This is a genomic window from Luteimonas sp. MC1750 (assembly GCF_016615955.1).
Classification (GTDB): Bacteria; Pseudomonadota; Gammaproteobacteria; order Xanthomonadales; family Xanthomonadaceae; genus Luteimonas.
In genome coordinates this window covers 1537461-1557379 of sequence record NZ_CP067113.1, presented here as the reverse complement: position 1 = coordinate 1557379, position 19919 = coordinate 1537461, and the positions used below count along the sequence as shown (strand labels likewise).

Below are 19919 nucleotides of genomic sequence, written 5' to 3'. Positions count from 1 at the left end.
GATCCGGCGATCGTCCGGGCATCGGATGTGCAGGCCGCGTGAAGGCACGCCGCGTCCGGTTGTGTCCTGGTCCACGCGGGAGGATAGTCCGGCCTTGCCCAGGTGTGCCGGAACGGAGGCGTGGATGGCCGATGGCGAGCTGGCAAGCCTGGTCCACGGTGAGCAGCTCCTCGCCCGGGGCGAGATCGCGTCCGCACTGAAGCTGGCAACCCTGGCGCTCGCCGCGGAAGCGACACGTCCGGCGTGGCACCGCCTCCGTGGCCTTGCCCTGGCCGCGTCCGGCCGCGCGTCGGAAGCGCGTCCGCACCTCCAGCGCTATGCCGAGCTGGAGCCGCGCGAGGCCGAAGCCTGGACCAACCTCGGCAACGCCTGCCTGGACGCCGGTGACGCCGCCGCTGCGGTCGACGCGTTCCGCGTGGGCGGTGACGCAGGCGCGTCCGGCCTGCCCTACCTGCTTGGCCGGGGATCGGCGCTGCTCGGGACCGGCTGCTGCAGCGAAGCGCTCCCCTGGTTGCAGCGCGCGCTCGCCCTGGAGCCCGACGCCGCCGATGTGCGGCTTGCGCTGGGACAGTGCCTTGCCGAGCTCGAGCGGTTCGAGGCGCTCGACGCCTGCCTGGCCGGAGTGGATGCCGACGCCCTGGACTTCGGACAGCGCACCGCGTTCGCCTGGCTGTCGGCGCTGGCCGGACGTGACGAAGCGGCGGTCACGCTCTACTCCAGGCTGATCGCGGAGCAGCCCGAGGCGCGGCGCCCCAAGGTCGAGCTGGCGCTGCTGCTGGAGCGCATGAACCGGGTGCAGGAGGCGGCCCGGCTGCTTGGCGACGGGGCCGGCGATCCGACTCCGGCGGCAACAGATGCGATGGACGTCCTTGCGCGTGCACGCCTGGCACGACGCCTGGGACGGACGGCCGGTGCTGCCGATGCGCTTGCCCGGGCAGCGGAAGCCGAGCGCGACCCGGCAATGGCGGCCCAGCTCGGCTACGAGCTGGCGCGCTGGCACGACCCGCAGGATCCCGATGCGGCCATGGCCGCGCTGTCGCAGGCCCACGCGAATGCCGCCGCCGCACTGCGGCAGCGCCATCCGGACCTGCGAGCCGAAGGCGTGCTCGACTGGCTTCGCGAGCGCCTGTGCCATCCGCTGCCCGCGCCGCACGTGGCGGCCGCCGGCGACCCGCCGGATCCGGTCTTCCTGGTGGGGTTCCCGCGCTCGGGCACCACGATGCTGGAGCAGATGCTGGAGCGGCACCCTGCACTTCAGGTGCTCGACGAGCGGCCTGCCGTGGAACGCGTCATCCATGCCATGCGCACGTCCGCGGGATGGAACGGTGGGGACCTGGACGCGGCCCTGGCGGGTCTCGACTTCGGCCACTGGAGCAGCCTGCGCGCGCGGTACCGCACCGAGGTCGCGCGATACCGCGTGCCTGCGGGCCGCCTGGTCGACAAGTACCCGCTGTACCTGACCCGGGTGCCGTACATCCAGCGGCTGTTTCCCCGGAGCGACTGGCTGCTGCTGCTCCGCCACCCCTGCGACTGCGTGCTGAGCTGCCATTTCCAGGCGTTCGGGCTCAACGGTGGCGCACTCGCCTTCGCCTCGCTGGAGTCGACCGCCCGCACCTATGCCGCGGTGATGGGCTACTGGGAGGAGCAGCGTGTCCTCGCCCGGCCCCGCGTCCACGTCCTGCGCTACGAGGAACTTGTGGGCGGGCCGGAGCCCGCGCTCCGGCAGCTGATGGACGCCCTGCAGTTGCCCATGGATCCGTCGCAACTGGCGTTTCCGGCCGCCGTGGCCGCGCGAACCCGCCGCATCAACACGCCCAGCTACGCGCAGGTCGCCGAGCCGGTCAACGCCAATGCCGTGGGGCGCTGGCGGCGGTACCGCGCCCATTTCAGCGATGCGGTCCTGGAGCCGCTCGCGCCCTTCGCGCAGCGCTACGGCTATGCGCTGGACTGAGGCGCGCTGGACTGAGGCGCGCCCTGCCCGGTACCGGGCTGCACGAACCTCAGGTAGGTCGACAGGATGTACTTGTCCTGGGTCGGCGACGGCTGGCCCTGGTGCGCGTACAGCCAGTACGGCGGGAACATCAGCAGGCGGCCGGCCCTGGGGGCCACGCCGGTCTGCAGGCCGGGGAACCAGGTGCAGCCGCCCTCGGACACGTCGTTGAGGTACCAGAGGAAGACCAGGTAGCGGTCGCAGACCTCGTTGATCGAATCGAAGTGGGTCTGGAATTTCTCGTCGCTCCCGGCGCGGTAGCGCTTCAGGATCAGCGGACTCAGCAGCGGGCTGTCCGGCACGGGGATCGGCAGGCCGACGTCGGCGTTGTAGCGCTGCAGCTGGCGGCTGACCAGCTGCCTGAAGTAGGACAGGAAGGGCGCGTCGGACAGGCGGCTGACGTCGAGCTCGGTCCAGGCGCTGTCCTCGAGTCCGGCGCGCACGCCGCGCCCGTTCACCGTCTGGAACCTCGCCAGCGCGGTGAACGAGTCGACCAGCTTGCGGCACATCCCCGGATCGAGCACGTCGTCATAGACGCGGATGTAGTGCCGCAGCGCCGCGTCCGGGGCTGCCGCCGCGGCCTGGGCCGCGACGGCAGGGGTCACCGCCGGATCAGAAGCGGGCAGTCCAGCGCATCCAGAAGAAACGGCCGATGGCATCGTAGGTCCGCATGTCGGTGGAAGCATTGAAGCCGGAGTAGATCAGCGGCGGCTGGCGGTCGGTCAGGTTGCGCACACCGAGCTGGATCGAGCTGTTGTTGAAGTCCGCGATACGGTAGCCCACCTGCAGGTCGGTCTGGGTGTAGGACGGAACGCGCCGCTTGGCGACGTAGCCCGGGTCGGTGACGTCGGCCACGTCCGGGGCCTCGTAGACGTGGTGGACGTAGCGCGTGGTCACGCTGGCGCTGAAGTTGCCGCGCGTCCAGCTGATGTCGTTCAGCCCGCGCCAGCGCGCCATGTTGCCGAAGCCGGACGACGCGCTGTCGACGAACGTGCCCGCCAGGCCGCTGCTCTCCGGGATGCCCGGGAAGGCCCCGACGTTGCTGCTGGGATCGCCGGACAGCAGTTGTACGTCGTATTCGGCCAGGTAGCTCGTATCCAGGTTCCAGCGGAACTGGCCCCAGCCGGATTCCGGGAACAGGTAGCGCAGGCCGACGTCGACGCCCGAGGTCTTCAGGCTGCCGAAGTTGCCGATGACGTTGGTCATCTGGGCCACGTCGCCGCTGTCGTCGCGGATGAAGGTGTCGCAGAAGCGGCCGAAGTCGTAGCACTGGTTGAGCAGCACGTTCTCGGGCAGGTTGGTGATGAACTGGTCCAGCTCCACCCGCCAGTAGTCGGCCGTGACCGAGAAGCCGTCGAACCAGCCCGGGCTGTAGACGAAGCCCCAGGTGAGCACGTCGCCCTCTTCCGGCTGCAGGTCCGGGTTCGCGACCTGGAACGAGGTCACCTGGTTGTTGCTCTGGCGGAAGGAGCCGTCGGTGGGCACGCCGCCGCAGGCGCGCGGATCGGCCGTGGCCTGGCCCGCATAGCCGTTGCAGGGGTCGGTATAGGTGTTGGCGCTGGGCACCGTCGGCGCGAACAGGTCGCCGATGGTCGGCGCGCGGAACACGTCGGCGAACGTGGCACGCACCAGCAGGTCGGCGAACGGCTTCCATTCCAGGCCGATCTTCGAGTTCGTGGTGCCGCCGAAGTTGGAATAGTCGGAATAGCGCGTGCCCAGCGAGATGCTGAGCCGCTCGGCGAACGGCACGTTGGCGAGCAGCGGCAGCAGCGCCTCGGCATAGATCTCGTTGACGTCGAACTCGCCGCTGATGTCGCCGAACGTGCAGGCTTCCTGGGTGATCAGGCAGACCGTCTCGCCCGGCGGGATGATGGTCAGGAAATCGCTGCTCGAGCTTGCGCTCTCCTCGCGCCGCTCGACGCCCAGGGCCAGCGACGCGGTGCCGGCGTCCCACTGGAAGAGGTCGCCGGTGATGTTCGCGTTGAACACCTTCAGGTCGTTCTCGTTGGTGTTGTGGATCGTCGGGTTGATCAGCTCCAGCGCCGCCAGCTGCGCCTGCCCGGCGGGCGTCGACGGATCCGGCGGCGGGCCCATGAAATTGACCGGCAGGCAGCCGTCGATCACCGACGTCGGGTCACCCGGGGTCCGGACGCAGATCGGGTCCCCGGTGGAGGGATCGATCATCGACGGGCCCAGCGCGTCGGTCAGGCCCGGGCTGTAGAGGTAGCCGCGCACCGACGAGGACTGCGGCGTGCGCCCGTAGCCATAGGAGGCGTCCCAGCTCCAGCTGCTGTCGCCGAACACACCGCGCAGGCCTCCGGTGATCTGGTAGGTCTCGGTCTCGAAGCGCGTGGTCCGGGTCGGGATGAAGTCGCGCAGGCGCAGGCGCGCATCCGCGATGTCGACCCCGAAGGGGTTGTACAGGCTGTCGCCGCTGATCGGCACGTTGTCGACCGCGGCGCGGCCGTCGAAGGGCAGCGGCGCGATGAAGAACGAGGATTCCGTGCGCAGCCAGGATCCGAGCAGGAAGGCCTCGACGTCGTCGCTGATGTCGTAGCTGCCGGCCATGAACAGCGCCGTGCGCTCCTGCGGCGTCAGGTTGAGGTTGCCGTCGGCCTGGAAGTTGTAGACGTCGTTGGTGTTGTCGAAGCAGCGGAAGTCGGAGGGCGAGGTGCCGGGGCGGCCCTCGATGCGGGTCAGGACCACGTTGGCACCGCCGCCGCAGTTGGGGTCGGCCAGGTTCACGCCGGTCGCCGCCGCGCGCGGCAGCACGTAGCGCCCGGTCAGGATGCGGCTGGTCCCCCCGATCCCCTTCTCGCCAGCGTAGAGCTGGTAGGGCTGGCTGGAATAGGCGCGGTTGGCGGCGCTGACCGAGCCTTCCTCGTCGTAGCTCGCGCCGAGCATCAGCCGCCCCTTGTCGCCGACCAGGCCGTAGACCGCGTCGTACCGCTCCGTCTGGGCGTCGCCGCGCGAGGACACGCCGTAGTAGGCGCTGGCTTCCAGTCCGTCGAAATCCTTGCGCAGGATGAAGTTGACCACGCCGCCGATCGCGTCCGAGCCGTAGATGGCCGAGGCGCCGTCCTTGAGGACCTCGACCCGCTCGATCAGCGCCATCGGGATCGAGTTCACGTCCACGGCGCCGTTGGCGTTGGAGATGGTGCCGATCCAGCGCTTGCCGTCGACCAGCACCAGCGAGCGGTTCACGCCCAGCCCGCGCAGGTCGACCGTGGCCGCGCCGGCACCGCCGCCGTTGTTGACCTGCGGATTGGTCGCGGCACCGGCGATCGCCGGGGTGCGCTGGAGGAACTCACCGACCGTGACGGCGCCGGAGGCTTCGATGTTCTGGCGATCGATGACGAAGACCGGGCTGGCGGTCTCCATGTCGGCGCGTTTGATGCGGGTGCCGGTGACTTCGATCCGGTCGAGCGTGGTGGCCTCCTCGCGGGGAGGTTCCTGCGCCGCCGCGGTGGAGGCCGCGAGCGCAAGGGCGAGGGTCGAAAGGGGCAGGCAGACCAGGCGGGGGGCGTGGCGGAATGACGGGGTGGTCACGGGGGACTCCACTTCGAGCGTTGAAGGGAGTCGTGAAATTACGAAACGTTAACGGGATTGGATGTGCCGCGCAGGCAGGAGAACATGTGCCGGAATTGATATTCCAGCGCCAGGCCGCGGCCTCAGGCCGGGGTGCCGCGCCTGCGGTGCATCAGGATCCCGGCGATGCTCACCCCCACCGCCACCAGCACGACGATGATCGTCGCCAGGGCGTTGATCTCCGGAGTGACGCCCAGCTTGACCTTGGAATACACCACCATCGGCAGCGTGCTCGAGCCCGGGCCCGAGGTGAAGCTGGCGATGACCAGGTCGTCGAGCGACAGGGTGAAGGCGAGCAGCCAGCCGGCCAGCAGCGCCGGCGCGATCAGCGGCAGCGTGATCACGAAGAAGACCCGCCAAGGCCGGGCCCCGAGGTCCATGGCGGCCTCCTCCAGGCTGTCGTCCATGCCGGCCATGCGCGAGCGCACCACCACGGTCACGTAGCAGGCGGTCAGCGTGATGTGCGCCAGGGTGATCGTGACCATGCCGCGGTCGGGCCAGCCAAAGGCCTGCTGCAGGGTGACGAACAGCAGCAGCGAGGACAGGCCCATCATCACGTCGGGCATGACCATCGGCGCCGAGTTCATCAGGCTGAGCAGCCCACGCCCCGGAAACCTGCCGAAGCGCGACAGTGCAAGCCCGCAGGCGGTGCCGAGGAACACCGCCGCGGTGGCGGTGAGCGCGGCGATCAGGAAGCTCCGCTGCACCGCATCCAGCAGCTGCTGGTTCTCCATGAGCGCGACGTACCAGCGCGTGGAGAACCCCCCCCACACCGTGGCCACGCGCGAGGCGTTGAACGAATACACCACCACCGACAGGATCGGGAGGTAGAGGAAGGCGTAGCCCAGCGCCATCGCGGTGTAGAGGAACGTCGGATTGCGCCTCATGCCTGCGCCTCGCGTTCGGCGCGACGGTTCTCGACGTACTCGAACAGCAGCGTCGGCAGCACGATCAGCACCAGCATCGCGATCGTGACGGCGGCCGCCAGCGGCCAGTCGCGATTGGTGAAGAACTCGATCCACAGCACCCGCCCGATGGTCAGTGCATCCGGCCCGCCGAGGATGTCGGGGATCACGAACTCGCCGACCGCCGGAATGAACACCAGGAGTGCGCCTGCGATGATGCCGGGCATCGACAGCGGCAGGGTCACCCGGACAAAGGCCTGCCAGGGCTTGGCGCCCAGGTCCTCGGCCGCTTCCAGCAGCGTGAAGTCCAGCCGCATCAGCGTGGCGGTCAGCGGCAGGATCATGAAAGGCAGGTAGTTGTAGACGATGCCGATGTAGACCGCGGTGTCGGTATGCAGCAGCGCGAAGTCCGGCCCCGCCAGTCCCAGGGCCCACAGCGCCTGGGCCAGCAGCCCGTTGGCCTTGAGGATCCCGATCAGCGCATAGGTGCGCAGCAGCGAACTGGTCCAGAACGGCAGGATCACCAGCACCAGCAGCAGCAGCCGCTTCACCGGCGAGGCGCGCGCGATGCCGTAGGCGATGGGGTAGCCCAGCAGCAGGCAGGCCACCGTGGACACCGAGGCGAACAGCAGCGACTTCAGGTACGCCGCGACGTACAGCGGGTCGGACAGCAGCATCGCGTAGTTGGACGTGTGCAGCCGCAACGATGCCGCGCCGTCGGCGGCATGCTCGATCAGCGCGGTATAGGGCGGCGCCTGGCCGAACACGGCCTGGGCGAAGCTGATCTTGAGCACGATCAGGAACGGCACCAGGAAGAACAGGCCCAGCCACAGCATCGGCAGCGCGGTCACCAGGAAGCGTCCGCGCCGCGTGCGGAACTCGCGCCCCACGGCCCGGAACCAGCCGAACAGGTTGCGCACCACGTCGAACCAGAAGTCCCACAGGCCGGCATTGCGCCCCGCGGTGTTCATGCCGTCAGCACCACCGCGCTGGCCGCTTCCCAGCTGAGCCAGAGGGTGTCGTCCCAGTCGTAGTGCGGCTCCGAACTGCGCGCGACGTGGGTTTCCTGCACGCGCACGATCGCCCCGCCCTCGGTCTCGACCTGGTAGATCGAGACGTCGCCGAGGTAGGCGATGTCGCGCACCTTGCCCACCACCACGTTCTCGGTGGCGACCGTGCCGCGGTGGGGCGGCGCCTCGTGCACGTCGATCTTCTCCGGGCGCACGGCCACGCTGACCGACGTGCCCTCGGGAAGCGGATCGGTATGCCGGGCCAGCAGCTCGGCATCCAGCGCATCGCACTGGATGCGGGCCTGGCCCGTGGCCTCGTCCATCCCGAGCACGCGACCCTCGAACAGGTTGATGCCGCCGATGAACTCGGCGACGAAGCGCGTGGCCGGGTACTCGTACAACACCGCCGGCGTCGACACCTGGACGATGCGGCCGGTGTCCATGACCGCGATCCGCGACGACATCGTCATCGCCTCCTCCTGGTCGTGGGTGACCATGATGAAGGTGGTGCCGACGCGCTCCTGGATGTTCACCAGTTCGAACTGGGTGTGCTCGCGCAGGCGCCGGTCGAGCGCGCCCAGCGGCTCGTCCAGCAGCAGCAGCTTGGGTTGCTTGGCCAGCGCGCGCGCAAGCGCCACGCGCTGGCGCTGTCCGCCCGACAGCTGGTGCGGCTTGCGGTTGGCCAGCTGCGGCATGCGCACCAGCTCCAGCATCGCCTGCACGCGGTCGCGGATCTCGCTTGCGGGCAGCCGGTCCTGGCGCAGCCCGAAGCCGATGTTCTGCGCCACCGTCATGTGCGGGAACAGCGCGTAGTTCTGGAACATCATGTTCACCGGCCGCTGGTAGGGCGGCAGGTCGGTCACGTCCAGGCCGTCGATCAGGATGCGCCCCTGGTCCGGCGCCTCCAGCCCGGCCAGGATCCGCAGCAGCGTGCTCTTGCCCGAGCCCGAGCCGCCCAGCAGGGCGAAGAACTCGCCGCGGTAGATGTCCAGGGTCACGTCGTCGCAGGCGTAGACCTTGCCGAAGGTCTTCGTCACCCCCTCGATGCGCACGAAGGGCTGCGCCGCCGGGTCACGCCAGGGCTCGGACGCGACGCTCCGCGCGGGGGCCGGCATCGCCTAGCGGCCGCTCTTGATCGTGGTCCAGGCGCGCACGCGCTGGCGCTGCACGTCCTCGGGCAGCGACGCCGGATCGACCAGGCGCGCGCGCACGTCGTCCGGCGGATAGACGCCGGCGTCGGCGGCGATCGCCGGATCGACCAGCGGCGTGGCCGCCAGGTTGGCATTCGCATAGGCGACGTGGTCGGTCACCGCGGCGATCACCTCGGGCTGCATCAGGTAGTCGACGAAGGCGTGGGCGTTGCCCGGGTGGCGCGCATCCTTCGGGATCGCGACCACGTCCATCCAGCGGATCGCACCCTCCTTCGGGATGACGTAGCGGATGTCGGGCGTGGGCTTGCCGGTGGCCTCGGCGGCCTCGCCGGCGACGTCGCGCGCCTGGCCGATGTCGCCGGAGTAGCCCATCACCAGGCAGGCGTCGCCGTTGGCCAGCGCATCCTTGTACTCGGCGTTGTTGAAGGTGCGGATGTGCGGACGGATGGCGGCGTAGACCTGCTTCACCGCGTCGATCTCGTCGGCGGCGCCGGCATTGGGGTCACGGCCGAGCCAGATCAGGGCGGCACCAAAGACCTCCTGGTCGTCGTCGAGCACGTGGATGCCGCAGGACGCGAGTCTGGCCGCGTTCGCGGGATCGAACAGCAGCGCCCAGCTGTCCAGGGGCGCGTCGGGCCCGAGCGCGGCAGTGACCTTCTCCACGTTGACGCCCAGGCCGGTGGTTCCCCACATGTGGGGCACGACGTGGGCGTTGCCCGGATCGATGTCGGTCAGGCCCTGCATGATCGCCGGGTCCAGGTGCTGGCGGTTGGGCAGCTTCGACGCGTCCAGTTCCGCGAACAGGCCCGCGCGGATCTGCCGCTGTGCGAACGGCCGCGCGGAGGGGAAGACCACGTCGTAGCCCGACCCGCCCGCGGTCAGCTTGGTCTCGAGCGTCTCGTTCTCCGCGTAGACGTCGTAGTTGACCCGGATGCCGGTGGCCGCCTCGAAGTTGGCGATGGTGTCCTCGGCGACATAGTCCGACCAGTTGAAGACGTTGAGGACCTTCTCCTCCGCGCCGCCCGCCGCCCCGGCGTCGCCGCCATCCGGCTGGCTGCCACCGCAGGCGGCAAGGATCAGGGCGCAGGCAAGCGGGGCGAGGCGCAGGGACACGGCAGTTCTCCGGGACGGGTGGCCAGTGGAAGTATATATTGACGGGTTTCCCCACGAGACCCGCAATGACGAAGCTCCCCCTGCGCGCAGCGCTCACCGCCGCGCTTGCCCTCGCCGCCCTGCCCGCGCTGGCCCAGGACGGCGCAGGCGATCCGGCCTGGACCTTCGGCGGCGAGGCCATCGTAGCCAGCGACTATGTCTGGCGCGGCGTGTCCCAGACCATGGGGGACCCGGCGCTGCAGCTGGAGGGCTCGATCGGGCACGAAAGCGGCTTCTACGCCGGCGCATTCGCCTCGACCGTCGACTTCGGCGACCCGGACGACGGCATCGACTACGAGCTCGAGACCTACATCGGCTGGGCCGGCGCGCTGGGCGACGGCGCGCTGGGCGAGAGCACGGAGCTCGACGTGTTCGTCTCGCGCATCGCCTACCCCGGCCACAACGGCGCCGACTACGACATCGACTACACCGAAGTCCAGGCCAGGCTGACCTTCGTCGAGACCTGGTACGTCGGCAGCGCCTACTCGCCGGACATCTTCAACCTCGGCGGCAAGGGCTGGTACTGGTACGCCGGCGCCGACCTGCCGCTGGGTGACAGCGGCTTCACCCTGGGCGCGCAGGCCGGCCACTACGACCTCGATGACGCGGTCGGCGACAGCTACAGCGACTGGCTGGTCTCGCTCGGCCGCGACTTCGGCCCCGTCAACGCCAGGCTGCAGTACAGCGACACGTCCGGCTACAGCGAACTGCTGGCGGAATCGGTCGGCGACTCGCGGCTGGCCGACGGCCGCGCGGCGTTGCTGCTGACCTGGGCGTTCTGAGGGCCGCCGCGCGGTCCACTCAGAACAGGTACGTCCAGGTCTGGCCCTCGCCGCCGTGGCTGCGCACGCGCCACACCGAGCGTGACAGGCGCTCGGTGCCGCGGCTCCGGCTGACCAGGACATCGCCCATCTTCACCGTGGTGATGCTTTCCACGGTCGCCTTGCGGCGGCCGGGCTCGATGCGGATGGAGCGCACGTCCACGTTGACGTCGAAGGTCAGCAGGCCTCGGCTCTGGCTGCTCAGGCGGCGCATCCCGTCGAGCATCTCCCGGGTCATCCGACAGGTGCTTTCACCGTCGAACGCCGCCTCCTCCGTCCGCTGGCCGTCGACATACGACGTGGCCTCCAGGCTGAAATCGCCGGCAATGTCCTTGCACATCGACTCATGGTCGAAATTGCGGATCGCGTCCACCTGCCCCTGGTAATAGCGGTGCACGTGCGACTCGTCGATCCTCCAGCCGGTATCCCAGGCGACAACGGCCACGGCCGCCAACACGACAAGCACAAGCAGTCTCACGACCATCGGTCTCTCCCTCCCCGGAGCACCCATGGACGCCGGCTGGATGGCCGGCGCCGCCGTCACTTCCGTCCGATCACCAGCGGAAGTACCCGGTCAGGTCCTGCAAGGGCGTCCTGCCGTGGCAGGCGGGAGTCTAGCAGCACGCGCTACTCCCACTCGATCGTGGCCGGTGGCTTGCCGCTGATGTCGTAGACCACGCGCGAGACGCCGCGCACCTCGTTGATGATGCGGTTCGAGACCCGGCCGAGGAAGTCGTAGGGGAGGTGCGCCCAGTGCGCGGTCATGAAGTCGATGGTCTCGACCGCGCGCAGCGCGATCACCCATTCGTAGGCGCGCGCGTCGCCGACCACGCCAACCGACTTCACCGGCAGGAAGACGGCGAAGGCCTGGCTGGTCTTGTCGTACAACCCCGCCTTGCGCAGCTCTTCGATGAACACCGCGTCCGCGCGCGCCAGGATGTCGGCGTACTCGGGCCTCACCTCGCCCAGGATGCGCACGCCCAGGCCCGGGCCCGGGAACGGATGCCGATAGACCATTTCGTGCGGCAGGCCCAACGCCACGCCGATGCGGCGCACCTCGTCCTTGAAGAGTTCGCGCAGCGGCTCGACCAGGCCCATCTTCATGTGCTCGGGCAGGCCGCCGACGTTGTGGTGGCTCTTGATGACGTGCGCCTTGCCGGTCTTGCTGCCGGCCGATTCGATCACGTCGGGATAGATCGTGCCCTGCGCCAGCCACTTGGCGTTGGCCAGCCGCCCCGCCTCCTCGTCGAAGATCTCGACGAACAGGTTGCCGATGATCTTGCGCTTGGCTTCGGGATCGGTGACGCCGGCGAGCGCGCTGAAGTAACGCTCGCGCGCATCGACCCGGATCACGCGGATGCCGAGGCCGTGGGAATCGGAGGCGTCGGCGAAGGTCGCCATCACCTGCTCGCCTTCCTGCCAGCGCAGCAGGCCGGTATCGACGAAGACGCAGGTCAACTGGTCGCCGATCGCCCGGTGCAGGAGCGCGGCGACCACGGAGGAGTCGACGCCACCCGAGAGCCCGAGGATGACCTCGTCGGTCCCCACCTGCTCGCGCACGCGCGCGATCTGGTCCTCGATGATCTGCTCGGCCGTCCACAGCGTCTCGCAGCCACAGATGTCGACGACAAAGCGGCGCAGCAAGGCCTGGCCCGACTTCGTGTGCGTGACCTCGGGGTGGAACTGCACGCCGTACCAGCGCCGGTCCTCGTCGGCGAAGGCGGCGACGGGCACGCGGTCGGTCTTCGCGGTCACGGTGAAGCCGGGCGGCGCCTTCGCGACATGGTCGCCGTGGCTCATCCACACGTCCAGGCGCGGTGGCAGGCCGAGATGGTCGCGCAGGTCGCCGAACAGGCTGTCCGCGGCCACCAGGGTGACCTCGGCATGGCCGTACTCGCGCGCATCCGCGGCTTCGGTCTCGCCGCCGAGCTGCTTGGCCATGGTCTGCATGCCGTAGCAGATGCCCAGCAGCGGCAGGCCGCTGTCGAACACCTCCTGCGGGGCGACCGGGGCGCCATCGGCCGTGGTCGACTCCGGCCCGCCGGACAGGATGATGCCGCGGGCGCCGTAGGCGGCGATCTCCGACGGGTCGTGGTCCCAGGCCCAGATCTCGCAATAGACGCCGAGCTCGCGCACGCGGCGCGCGATCAGCTGCGTGTACTGCGCGCCGAAGTCGAGGATCAGGATCTTGTCGCGGTGCAGGTCGGTCATGGCGTGGATTCGGGGGGCGACTGCTCGGGCAGCGCCAGGCGGAAGGTGCACTGCTCGAGCTCCGCGTTCCACTCGCCGCCGTTGCCGGTGCAGGAATCGCGCAGCTGCCAGCCGCGGTAGAAGGTGTAGCCGTACAGCGCGATCGCCACCAGCAGCGCGACCGCGATGCCGCGCAGCAGGATGCGCCGCGCGGGCGAGCTCGAATGCGATGGACGACGGCGCGCCACGGTCAGCCCGCCCGGTAGTTCGGCGGTTCCTTGGTGATCTGCACGTCGTGGACGTGGCTCTCGCGCTGGCCGGCGCCGGTGATCTTCACGAACTGCGGCTTGCTGCGCATCTCGTCCACGTTCGCGCAGCCGACGTAGCCCATGGTCGCGCGCAGGCCGCCGAGCAGCTGGTGGATCACGCCGCTCAGCGGGCCGCGATACGGCACCCGGCCCTCGATGCCCTCGGGCACCAGCTTGTCGGCGGTGGCGGCATCCTGGAAGTAGCGGTCACTCGACCCCTTCTCCATCGCCGCCAGGCTGCCCATGCCGCGATAGCTCTTGTAGCTGCGGCCCTGGTAGAGCTCGGTCTCGCCCGGGGTCTCCTCGGTGCCGGCGAACAGGCCGCCGATCATCACCGTGGACGCACCGGCGGCCAGCGCCTTGCCGATGTCGCCCGAGTAGCGGATGCCGCCATCGGCGATCAGCGGGATGCGGTCCTGCAGCGCCTCGGCGACCATGTCGACCGCGGTGATCTGCGGCACGCCCACGCCCGCGACCACGCGCGTGGTGCAGATCGAGCCGGGACCCACCCCGACCTTGACCGCGTCGGCGCCGGCGTCCATCAGCGCCAGCGCGGCGTCGCCGGTGACGATGTTGCCACCGACCACCTGCAGCTTCGGATAGTGCTTCTTGGCCCAGGCCACGCGGTCGAGCACGCCCTGCGAATGGCCGTGCGCGGTGTCGACGATGATGACGTCGACGCCCGCGGCCGCCAGACGCTCGATGCGTTCCTCGGTGTCGCCGCCGACGCCGACCGCGGCGCCGACCAGCAGGCTTTCGGACGCGTCCTTGGCCGAATCCGGATTGTCCTGCGCCTTCTGGATGTCCTTCACCGTGATCAGGCCGCGCAGCTGGAAGTCGTCGTTGACCACCAGCACCTTCTCGATGCGGTGCTTGTGCAGCAGCTGGATGACCTCGTCGTCGCTGGCGCCCTCCTTCACCGTGACCAGCTTGTCCTTGCGGGTCATGATGTTGCGCACCGGATCGTCGAGCTTCTTCTCGAAGCGCATGTCGCGCCCGGTGACGATGCCGACCAGCTGGTCGCCGTCGACCACCGGAACGCCTGAGATGTTGCGCGCGCGGGTGAAGCGCAGCACTTCGCCGATGGAGGTCTGCGGGCTGACCGTGAACGGTTCGCGGATCACTCCGGCCTCGAAGTTCTTCACCTGCAGCACCTGCGCGGCCTGGCGTTCGGCCGACATGTTCTTGTGCACGATGCCGATGCCGCCGAGCTGGGCCATGGCGATCGCGAGGCGGGCCTCGGTCACGGTGTCCATGGCGGCGGACACGATCGGCATGTTCAGGCGCAGGTCGCGCGTGAGCCGGGTGGCGAGGGAGACGTCCTTCGGCAGGACCGTGGAATGCGCCGGGACGAGCGAGATGTCGTCGTAGGTCAGTGCTTCAGCCTGGATGCGCAGCATGGCGGTGCCGGTTGGGGTGAAGCACGCAATTGTACCGCGCCGTGGCAGTCGCGGTGCGCCGCGCGGCGGGACGCGCCGTCCCGCTCAGCCTGCGGCGGCGTCGCCGTCCAGGGCGTCGCCGTCCAGGGCGTCGGCGGCCTCCAGCGTGTTCTCCATCAGCGTGGCCACGGTCATCGGCCCCACCCCGCCCGGCACCGGGGTGATCCAGCTCGCCCGCCGGGCCGCTTCGGTGAACTGCACATCGCCCACCAGTCGGCCATCGTCGAGGCGGTTGATGCCGACGTCGATCACCACCGCGCCGGGCTTGATCCAGTCGCCCGGAATCATCCCCGGGATGCCCACGGCGACGACCAGGATGTCGGCTTCGCCAACGTGGCGCCGCAGCACCTCCGGCGGCGTGAACTTGTGGCAGGCGGTCACCGTGCAGCCGGCGATCATCAGCTCCAGCACCATCGGCCGGCCGACGTGGTTGCTGACCCCGACAATCGTCGCGCTCTGGCCGCGCACCGGGCGATCGGTCCAGGCCAGCAGCGTGGTGATGCCGCGCGGCGTGCAGGGACGCAGGCCGAACTGGCGCAGCGCCAGGTGGCCGACGTTCTCCGGGTGGAAGCCGTCGACGTCCTTGCGCGGGTCGATGCGGTGGATCAGGCGGGTGGCGTCGGGAATCCCGGGCAGCGGGAGCTGCACCAGGATGCCGTGCACCCCGGGATCGGCGTTGAGCCGGTCGATGAGCGCCAGCAGCTCGGCTTCCGAGGTGCCCTCGGGCAGGTCGAAATCCAGCGCGCGGATGCCGACGATGCCGGCCGCGCGGCGCTTGTTGCGCACGTACGAGCGCGACGCGGGATTGTCACCGACCAGGACCACCGCCAGCCCGGGCGGCGCGTGGCCGGCGGCGACGCGCGCCTCGACGCGGACGCGGAGCGAATCCAGCAGCTGGTCGGCAATGCCCTTGCCATCGAGGATGCGGGCCGTGGATGGGGTCTCGGACATGCCTGCCTGATCGTGCGCGGGAACGCGGCATTGTCGCCGATCGCGGCCGCGGCATGCGAACCGCCGCGCCAACGCGGACGCTCAGCGACCTTGCGGCAGCGCCCCGGCAGGACAGCGCGGCACGCCCGAACCGACGACGCAGTGGACGCAGCACTGGGGCGAGACGGGCGCCGCCGCCGGCCCCTGCAGCGGCGGTGGCGGTGCCAGGCGCGCGAGTTCGGCCTGCGGGCGCAGCTGCAGCAGCGCCGCCCAGTCCTGTCGGTTGGCACTGCAGGCGGCCGGCGCGTCGGGACTGCAGGCGGCGCCGCTCTCGAGGCGGGTCGGCAGGTCCGCGAAGTGGCCACCCGCCGTCAGCGGCAGCAGGCGCATGGTCACGCCATCGAGCACGTTGCCGCCGACCAGGCGCGCCGTGCGGTCGCCGCCCTCGCCCGCTCCGACCACGACGTCGCAGTGCATGCCAAGGCCGCCGCCTTCGCTGCTGAGCAGGGTCGCCAGGCCGCCGAAGCCGAAGTTCCGTCCGGGAACGCGCACATAGCAGAGCAGGTCGCCGCGCGAAGGCCGGCCTGCGCGCGGGTCGGCGATGCGGTAGGCGCTGGACTCGGGATCGCGATAGGCCGCGCGGACATAGTCGACGTGGCTTGCGGAGGCGCCGAATCCCGGCAGCGCGGCGCGACGCATCACCCACGAGACGAAGGCCGCCGACCAGGGCGTGTCGAGGATGAAGCTCCGGCACCCCGGCGCCGACTGCGGCGCCGCGGTGCTGGCGCAGTCCACGGCGCCCGTCCGCTGCATGACCTGACCCAGCAGGCCACTGCCGCGCCAGTAATCGGCGACGCGCTGCCACGCCGGCTGGCCGTTGGCGAGCAGCGCCGACTCCGCCTCGCGCACCACCGAGCCGGCCAGGCGTCCGTCGACGTCGATGAAGGGGCGATGCCAGGCCTGGTGCTCCTCGCAGGCCGCCGCGGCGATGCGCGTGGCGGCATCGGGCGCGGACTGCTGCGCCCGCAGCAGCGGACAGGGGTCGGCGGCCAACGCCGGCGACATCGGCAGGAGCCCGCACGCGAGCCCCAGAGCCGCCAGCCACAGCCATGCACGCAACCTTGCCCCCATGCCGGTCTCCTTGCCCCTGGAGCGGGAAGACTAGCCGAGGCCCGGGCGCGCCACGCTCACGCGCAGGACACGCCCTCAGCCGGCGCAGAACGCCGCGTAGTCGATGTAGCCGGGGAACTCGATGCCGGGCGCGCACACCGGGCATGCCGGATCCGGCGTCAGCCGGGTCTCGCGGAACTGCATGCGCAGCGCGTCGAAGTGCAGCAGCCGGCCGCGCAGCGGCTCGCCGATGTGCAGCAGCAGCTTCAGCGCCTCGGTGGCCTGCAGCATCCCCACCACGCCCGGCAGCACGCCGAGCACGCCGGCCTCGCTGCAGTTGGGCGCGGCCTCGGCCGGCGGCGGTTCCGGAAACAGGCAGCGATAGCACGGCGCCGTGCCGCGGTGGCGTCCGGCGTCGAACACGCTCACCTGGCCTTCGAACCGGTGCACGGCGCCATGGACCAGGGGCACGGCGTGGCGCACGCAGGCGTCGTTGAGCAGGTAGCGCACGGGGAAGTTGTCGGCGCCGTCGACCACCACGTCGACACCCTCCATCAGCCGATCGACGTTGGCCGACGTGACCCGCTCCGGAACCGCATCGATCTTCAGGCGGGGATTGAGCGCGGACAGCCGCACCTCGGCCGAGTCGACCTTGCGCATGCCGATGTCGGCGTCGGCATGCAGGATCTGGCGCTGCAGGTTGCTGCGTTCGACCACGTCGTCGTCGGCGATGCGCAGCTCGCCCACGCCGGCCGCGGCCAGGTAGAAGGCCGCCGGCGAGCCCAGCCCGCCGGCGCCCAGCATGAGCACGCGCGACGCCTGCAGGCGCTTCTGCCCGCGCATGCCGATCTCCGGCAGCAGCAGGTGGCGCGAGTAGCGCTGGTGGAAGTCCTCGTCGCGCGGTGCGGCCGACGGGTCCGGGCGCGCCATCGGCAGGCCGTCGGCGATCCAGCGCAGGGTGCCGCCGCGCACCGACGCCACGTTGCGGTAGCCCTGGCGCTGCAGTGCCTCCACCGCCAGCATCGAGCGCCCGCCGGTCTGGCAGATCAGCACCAGCTCCTGCTCGCGGTCGTGGAAGTGGAAGGCAGGCTCGCGCTCGAGCTCGTCGCGCGCGATGCCGCGGGCGCCCTCGGCCATGCCGGTCTCGCGCTCGTGGTCCTCGCGCACGTCGACCAGCACGGTGCCGGTACCTTCGAGGCGTCGATGCGCTTCGCGCGGAGTGATTTCTGTTGCAGGCATGCCGCGATTATCCGCCACCACCCGATTCCCGCCGACTGTGGCCAACCCGAGGTGGCCCTACCCTACGCCAAGGGGACCGGGCCCGCCCGTCGTGAAGCCGGCGGCGGCGAGATCGTCCGGGGTGTTGAGGTTGCCGAAGCGCAGGCCGGCAAAGCGCACGCCGCGCATGTGGAGTCGGCTTTGCAGGGTACGGACCGACAGATCGCCGGAGTCCAGCGACGCCGGCAAGGCTCGTCGCAGGCCCGCCACGTCCCACAGCGCCACCAGCGGCTGGCGGCCGTCGTCGTCCTCGGCCCAGGCGCCGGCCTCGCCCGCGGCGCGCAGGCTGCGCAGCAGGCAGTCGTTGACCGAGACCAGGTCCACCGGGAGCGTGAGCAGCCAGGGCGTGGCGCAGGCCTGGGCGAGCGCGTCGAGCCCGCCGAGCGGGCCGAGATCGGTGCGACGGTCAGGCACGGCCGCCAGCGCGTGTTCCGCGTAACGCTCCAGTTCGCGATTGGCCGAGACGAGGACGGCGTCGACTTCGTCGCTGACCCGCGCGGCCAGGCGCAGGACCTGCGGCACCCCGCCGCGCTGCAGCCAGGCCTTGTCGAGGCCGCCCAGGCGCGTCGCGCGCCCGCCAGCCAGCAGCCCGAGCGTGGTCGCCCCGCCGTTCACTTCCCGCGCTTGGCGTGGCGGATCAGGCGCTTCTTCTTGGCCACCTGGCGCTGGGACAGCACGTTGACCTTGTCCTTGTAGGGATTCTCGCCTTCCTTGAAGACGAAGCGCACCGGCGTTCCCACCAGCTTGAAGCGCTTGCGGAAGAAGTTCTCGAGATAGCGCTTGTAGCTGTCCGACAGCGTGCGCAGCCGGGTGCCGTGCACGATCATCGTCGGCGGACTTTCGCCGCCCGGGTGCGCGAAGCGCAGCTTGGCGGCGTGGCCACGGACCACCGGAGGCGGGTTGGCCTCGACCGCGATCTCGATCGCGCGGGTGACGTCCGCGGTGCTGAAGCTGCGGGTGGCCGAGCCATGCGCGCGGTGGATGGCCTTGAACAGTTCGCGCAGCCCGGAGCCGTGCAGCGCGCTGATGCGCACCGCCTCCGCCCACGGCACGAAGGCCAGCTTGCGCGACAGCAGCGCCTCGACCTGCTCGCGCTGGTAGGTGTCCAGGCCGTCCCACTTGTTGACGGCGATGACCAGCGCACGGCCGGCGTCGAGCACGGCGCCGAGCACGCTGGCGTCCTGGTCGGTCACGCCTTCGCGGGCGTCGATCATCACCACCGCGACCTGGCAATGTTCGATCGACTCCAGGGTCTGGATGATCGAGAACGTCTCCACCGCCTCGTCGACCCGCGACTTGCGGCGGATGCCGGCGGTGTCCACCAGCCGGTACAGGCGCCCGTCGCGTTCCAGGTCGGCGGAAATCGAGTCGCGCGTGGTCCCGGCAACCTCGGAAGCGATCATCCGCTCCTCACCGAGGATCCGGTTGACCAGGGTCGACTTGCCGACGTTCGGGCGCCCCACGAAGGCGATGCGGATGCGGTCGGGATCGTTGTCGAGCGCCTCGGTCGCCCCCTGTTCGGGCAGCCGCCCGAGGACCTCGTCGACCAGGTCGTCGATGCCCTGGCGGTGCGCCGAGGACACCGGCACCACGTCGCGGATGCCGTAGTGGGCGAACTCCGCGAGCGCGGCCCGGGCGTCGACGCCGTCCGTCTTGTTCACCACCAGGAACACGGGCTTGTCGGACTTGCGCAGCCAGGCCAGGATCTCGTCGTCGACCGTCGAGGGTCCCTCGCGGCCGTCGACCACGAACAGCACCAGGTCGGCCTCGTCCGCGCCTGCGCGGGCCTGGCGCGCGGTGGCGCCGGCCAGGTTGCCGGCGACCAGGTGCACGCCGCCATCGGCGATGCCGCCGGTATCGACCAGGGCAAAGGGCCGGTCCTCGGCGAGCCGGCAGACGCCGTAATGACGGTCGCGGGTGACGCCGGGCTGGTCGTGCACCAGCGCGTCACGCGTGCGCGTGAGCGCATTGAAGAGCGTCGACTTGCCGACGTTGGGACGGCCCACCAGGGCGACCAGGGGAAGCATGCGATGTGGTGCCCTGGAAC

At 70.3% G+C, this 19919-nt stretch carries 17 protein-coding genes; 2 read left to right on the top strand and 15 right to left on the bottom strand.

Annotated elements, in window-relative coordinates; all coding sequences use genetic code 11:
- The first annotated feature begins 124 nt into the window (after positions 1-124).
- Positions 125-1951: a sulfotransferase gene (locus tag JGR68_RS07270; protein ID WP_199362087.1), complete on the top strand. Its 1827-nt coding sequence runs from the start codon at positions 125-127 to the stop codon at positions 1949-1951.
- On the opposite strand, the gene JGR68_RS07265 is transcribed toward JGR68_RS07270, so the two are convergent.
- The 6 genes from JGR68_RS07265 to JGR68_RS07240 all read right to left on the bottom strand — a co-directional run bounded on the left by JGR68_RS07265 (position 1936) and on the right by JGR68_RS07240 (position 9757).
- Positions 1936-2595, bottom strand: a complete 660-nt coding sequence (locus tag JGR68_RS07265; protein ID WP_234446457.1) for a 2OG-Fe(II) oxygenase — start codon at positions 2593-2595, stop codon at positions 1936-1938. The two genes, JGR68_RS07270 and JGR68_RS07265, sit on opposite strands and share 16 nt — an antisense overlap.
- 7 nt (positions 2596-2602) lie before the next feature.
- On the bottom strand, positions 2603-5539 hold the full coding sequence (locus JGR68_RS07260; protein ID WP_199362089.1) for a TonB-dependent receptor: 2937 nt from the start codon (positions 5537-5539) through the stop codon (positions 2603-2605).
- 122 nt (positions 5540-5661) lie between these two features.
- Positions 5662-6465, bottom strand: coding sequence for an ABC transporter permease subunit (locus JGR68_RS07255; RefSeq protein ID WP_199362090.1), 804 nt, complete (start codon positions 6463-6465; stop codon positions 5662-5664).
- Complete coding sequence (locus tag JGR68_RS07250; protein WP_234446632.1) at positions 6462-7319, bottom strand: ABC transporter permease subunit; 858 nt, start codon at positions 7317-7319, stop codon at positions 6462-6464. The genes JGR68_RS07255 and JGR68_RS07250 overlap by 4 nt, the downstream gene beginning before the upstream one ends.
- A gap of 131 nt (positions 7320-7450) precedes the next feature.
- On the bottom strand, positions 7451-8608 hold the full coding sequence (locus tag JGR68_RS07245; RefSeq protein ID WP_199362092.1) for an ABC transporter ATP-binding protein: 1158 nt from the start codon (positions 8606-8608) through the stop codon (positions 7451-7453).
- 3 nt (positions 8609-8611) lie between these two features.
- On the bottom strand, positions 8612-9757 hold the full coding sequence (locus JGR68_RS07240) for a polyamine ABC transporter substrate-binding protein (RefSeq protein ID WP_199362093.1): 1146 nt from the start codon (positions 9755-9757) through the stop codon (positions 8612-8614).
- 65 nt (positions 9758-9822) lie between these two features.
- Here JGR68_RS07240 and JGR68_RS07235 point away from each other — a divergent pair, with 65 nt between their 5' ends.
- Positions 9823-10578, top strand: coding sequence for a TorF family putative porin (locus JGR68_RS07235; protein ID WP_199362094.1), 756 nt, complete (start codon positions 9823-9825; stop codon positions 10576-10578).
- Between the two features lie 19 nt (positions 10579-10597).
- Here JGR68_RS07235 and JGR68_RS07230 read toward each other — a convergent pair whose 3' ends face one another.
- From JGR68_RS07230 to der, 9 genes are all read right to left on the bottom strand, one after another.
- The gene (locus JGR68_RS07230; protein WP_199362095.1) at positions 10598-11101 is read right to left on the bottom strand and encodes a hypothetical protein; all 504 of its coding nucleotides are present in this window, start codon (positions 11099-11101) and stop codon (positions 10598-10600) included.
- A 143-nt stretch (positions 11102-11244) separates the two neighbouring features.
- Positions 11245-12828 carry a glutamine-hydrolyzing GMP synthase gene (gene guaA / locus JGR68_RS07225; protein ID WP_199362096.1) on the bottom strand — a complete coding sequence of 528 codons (1584 nt, stop codon included), beginning with the start codon at positions 12826-12828 and terminating at the stop codon, positions 11245-11247.
- Positions 12825-13055 carry a hypothetical protein gene (locus JGR68_RS07220; protein ID WP_199362097.1) on the bottom strand — a complete coding sequence of 77 codons (231 nt, stop codon included), beginning with the start codon at positions 13053-13055 and terminating at the stop codon, positions 12825-12827. The genes guaA and JGR68_RS07220 overlap by 4 nt, the downstream gene beginning before the upstream one ends.
- 2 nt (positions 13056-13057) lie before the next feature.
- Positions 13058-14515: an IMP dehydrogenase gene (gene guaB, locus JGR68_RS07215; RefSeq protein WP_199362098.1), complete on the bottom strand. Its 1458-nt coding sequence runs from the start codon at positions 14513-14515 to the stop codon at positions 13058-13060.
- An 84-nt stretch (positions 14516-14599) separates the two neighbouring features.
- Positions 14600-15505: a bifunctional methylenetetrahydrofolate dehydrogenase/methenyltetrahydrofolate cyclohydrolase FolD gene (gene folD / locus JGR68_RS07210; RefSeq protein ID WP_199362099.1), complete on the bottom strand. Its 906-nt coding sequence runs from the start codon at positions 15503-15505 to the stop codon at positions 14600-14602.
- Positions 15506-15586: 81 nt separating this feature from the next.
- Positions 15587-16615, bottom strand: coding sequence for a DUF2272 domain-containing protein (locus tag JGR68_RS07205; RefSeq protein ID WP_199362100.1), 1029 nt, complete (start codon positions 16613-16615; stop codon positions 15587-15589).
- 75 nt (positions 16616-16690) lie between these two features.
- A complete protein-coding gene (moeB, locus tag JGR68_RS07200; protein WP_199362101.1) occupies positions 16691-17833 on the bottom strand; it encodes a molybdopterin-synthase adenylyltransferase MoeB in 1143 nt (380 codons plus the stop codon).
- Positions 17834-17890: 57 nt separating this feature from the next.
- The gene (locus JGR68_RS07195; RefSeq protein WP_199362102.1) at positions 17891-18487 is read right to left on the bottom strand and encodes an NTP transferase domain-containing protein; all 597 of its coding nucleotides are present in this window, start codon (positions 18485-18487) and stop codon (positions 17891-17893) included.
- Entirely contained in the window at positions 18484-19899 is a 1416-nt protein-coding gene (gene der, locus JGR68_RS07190) for a ribosome biogenesis GTPase Der (RefSeq protein WP_199362103.1), read from the bottom strand. The genes JGR68_RS07195 and der overlap by 4 nt, the downstream gene beginning before the upstream one ends.
- Between the last annotated feature and the right edge of the window lie 20 nt (positions 19900-19919).

Bases quoted from the DNA above. Each gene is read 5' to 3' on its own strand.
- JGR68_RS07270 (WP_199362087.1), top strand. From the start codon at position 125: ATGGCCGATGGCGAGCTGGCAAGCCTGGTCCACGGTGAGCAGCTCCTC.
- JGR68_RS07255 (WP_199362090.1), bottom strand. From the start codon at position 6,465: ATGAGGCGCAATCCGACGTTCCTCTACACCGCGATGGCGCTGGGCTAC.
- JGR68_RS07250 (WP_234446632.1), bottom strand. From the start codon at position 7,319: ATGCTGTGGCTGGGCCTGTTCTTCCTGGTGCCGTTCCTGATCGTGCTC.
- JGR68_RS07245 (WP_199362092.1), bottom strand. From the start codon at position 8,608: ATGCCGGCCCCCGCGCGGAGCGTCGCGTCCGAGCCCTGGCGTGACCCG.
- JGR68_RS07235 (WP_199362094.1), top strand. From the start codon at position 9,823: ATGACGAAGCTCCCCCTGCGCGCAGCGCTCACCGCCGCGCTTGCCCTC.
- JGR68_RS07230 (WP_199362095.1), bottom strand. From the start codon at position 11,101: ATGGTCGTGAGACTGCTTGTGCTTGTCGTGTTGGCGGCCGTGGCCGTT.
- guaA (WP_199362096.1), bottom strand. From the start codon at position 12,828: ATGACCGACCTGCACCGCGACAAGATCCTGATCCTCGACTTCGGCGCG.
- guaB (WP_199362098.1), bottom strand. From the start codon at position 14,515: ATGCTGCGCATCCAGGCTGAAGCACTGACCTACGACGACATCTCGCTC.
- folD (WP_199362099.1), bottom strand. From the start codon at position 15,505: ATGTCCGAGACCCCATCCACGGCCCGCATCCTCGATGGCAAGGGCATT.
- JGR68_RS07205 (WP_199362100.1), bottom strand. From the start codon at position 16,615: ATGGGGGCAAGGTTGCGTGCATGGCTGTGGCTGGCGGCTCTGGGGCTC.
- moeB (WP_199362101.1), bottom strand. From the start codon at position 17,833: ATGCCTGCAACAGAAATCACTCCGCGCGAAGCGCATCGACGCCTCGAA.
- der (WP_199362103.1), bottom strand. From the start codon at position 19,899: ATGCTTCCCCTGGTCGCCCTGGTGGGCCGTCCCAACGTCGGCAAGTCG.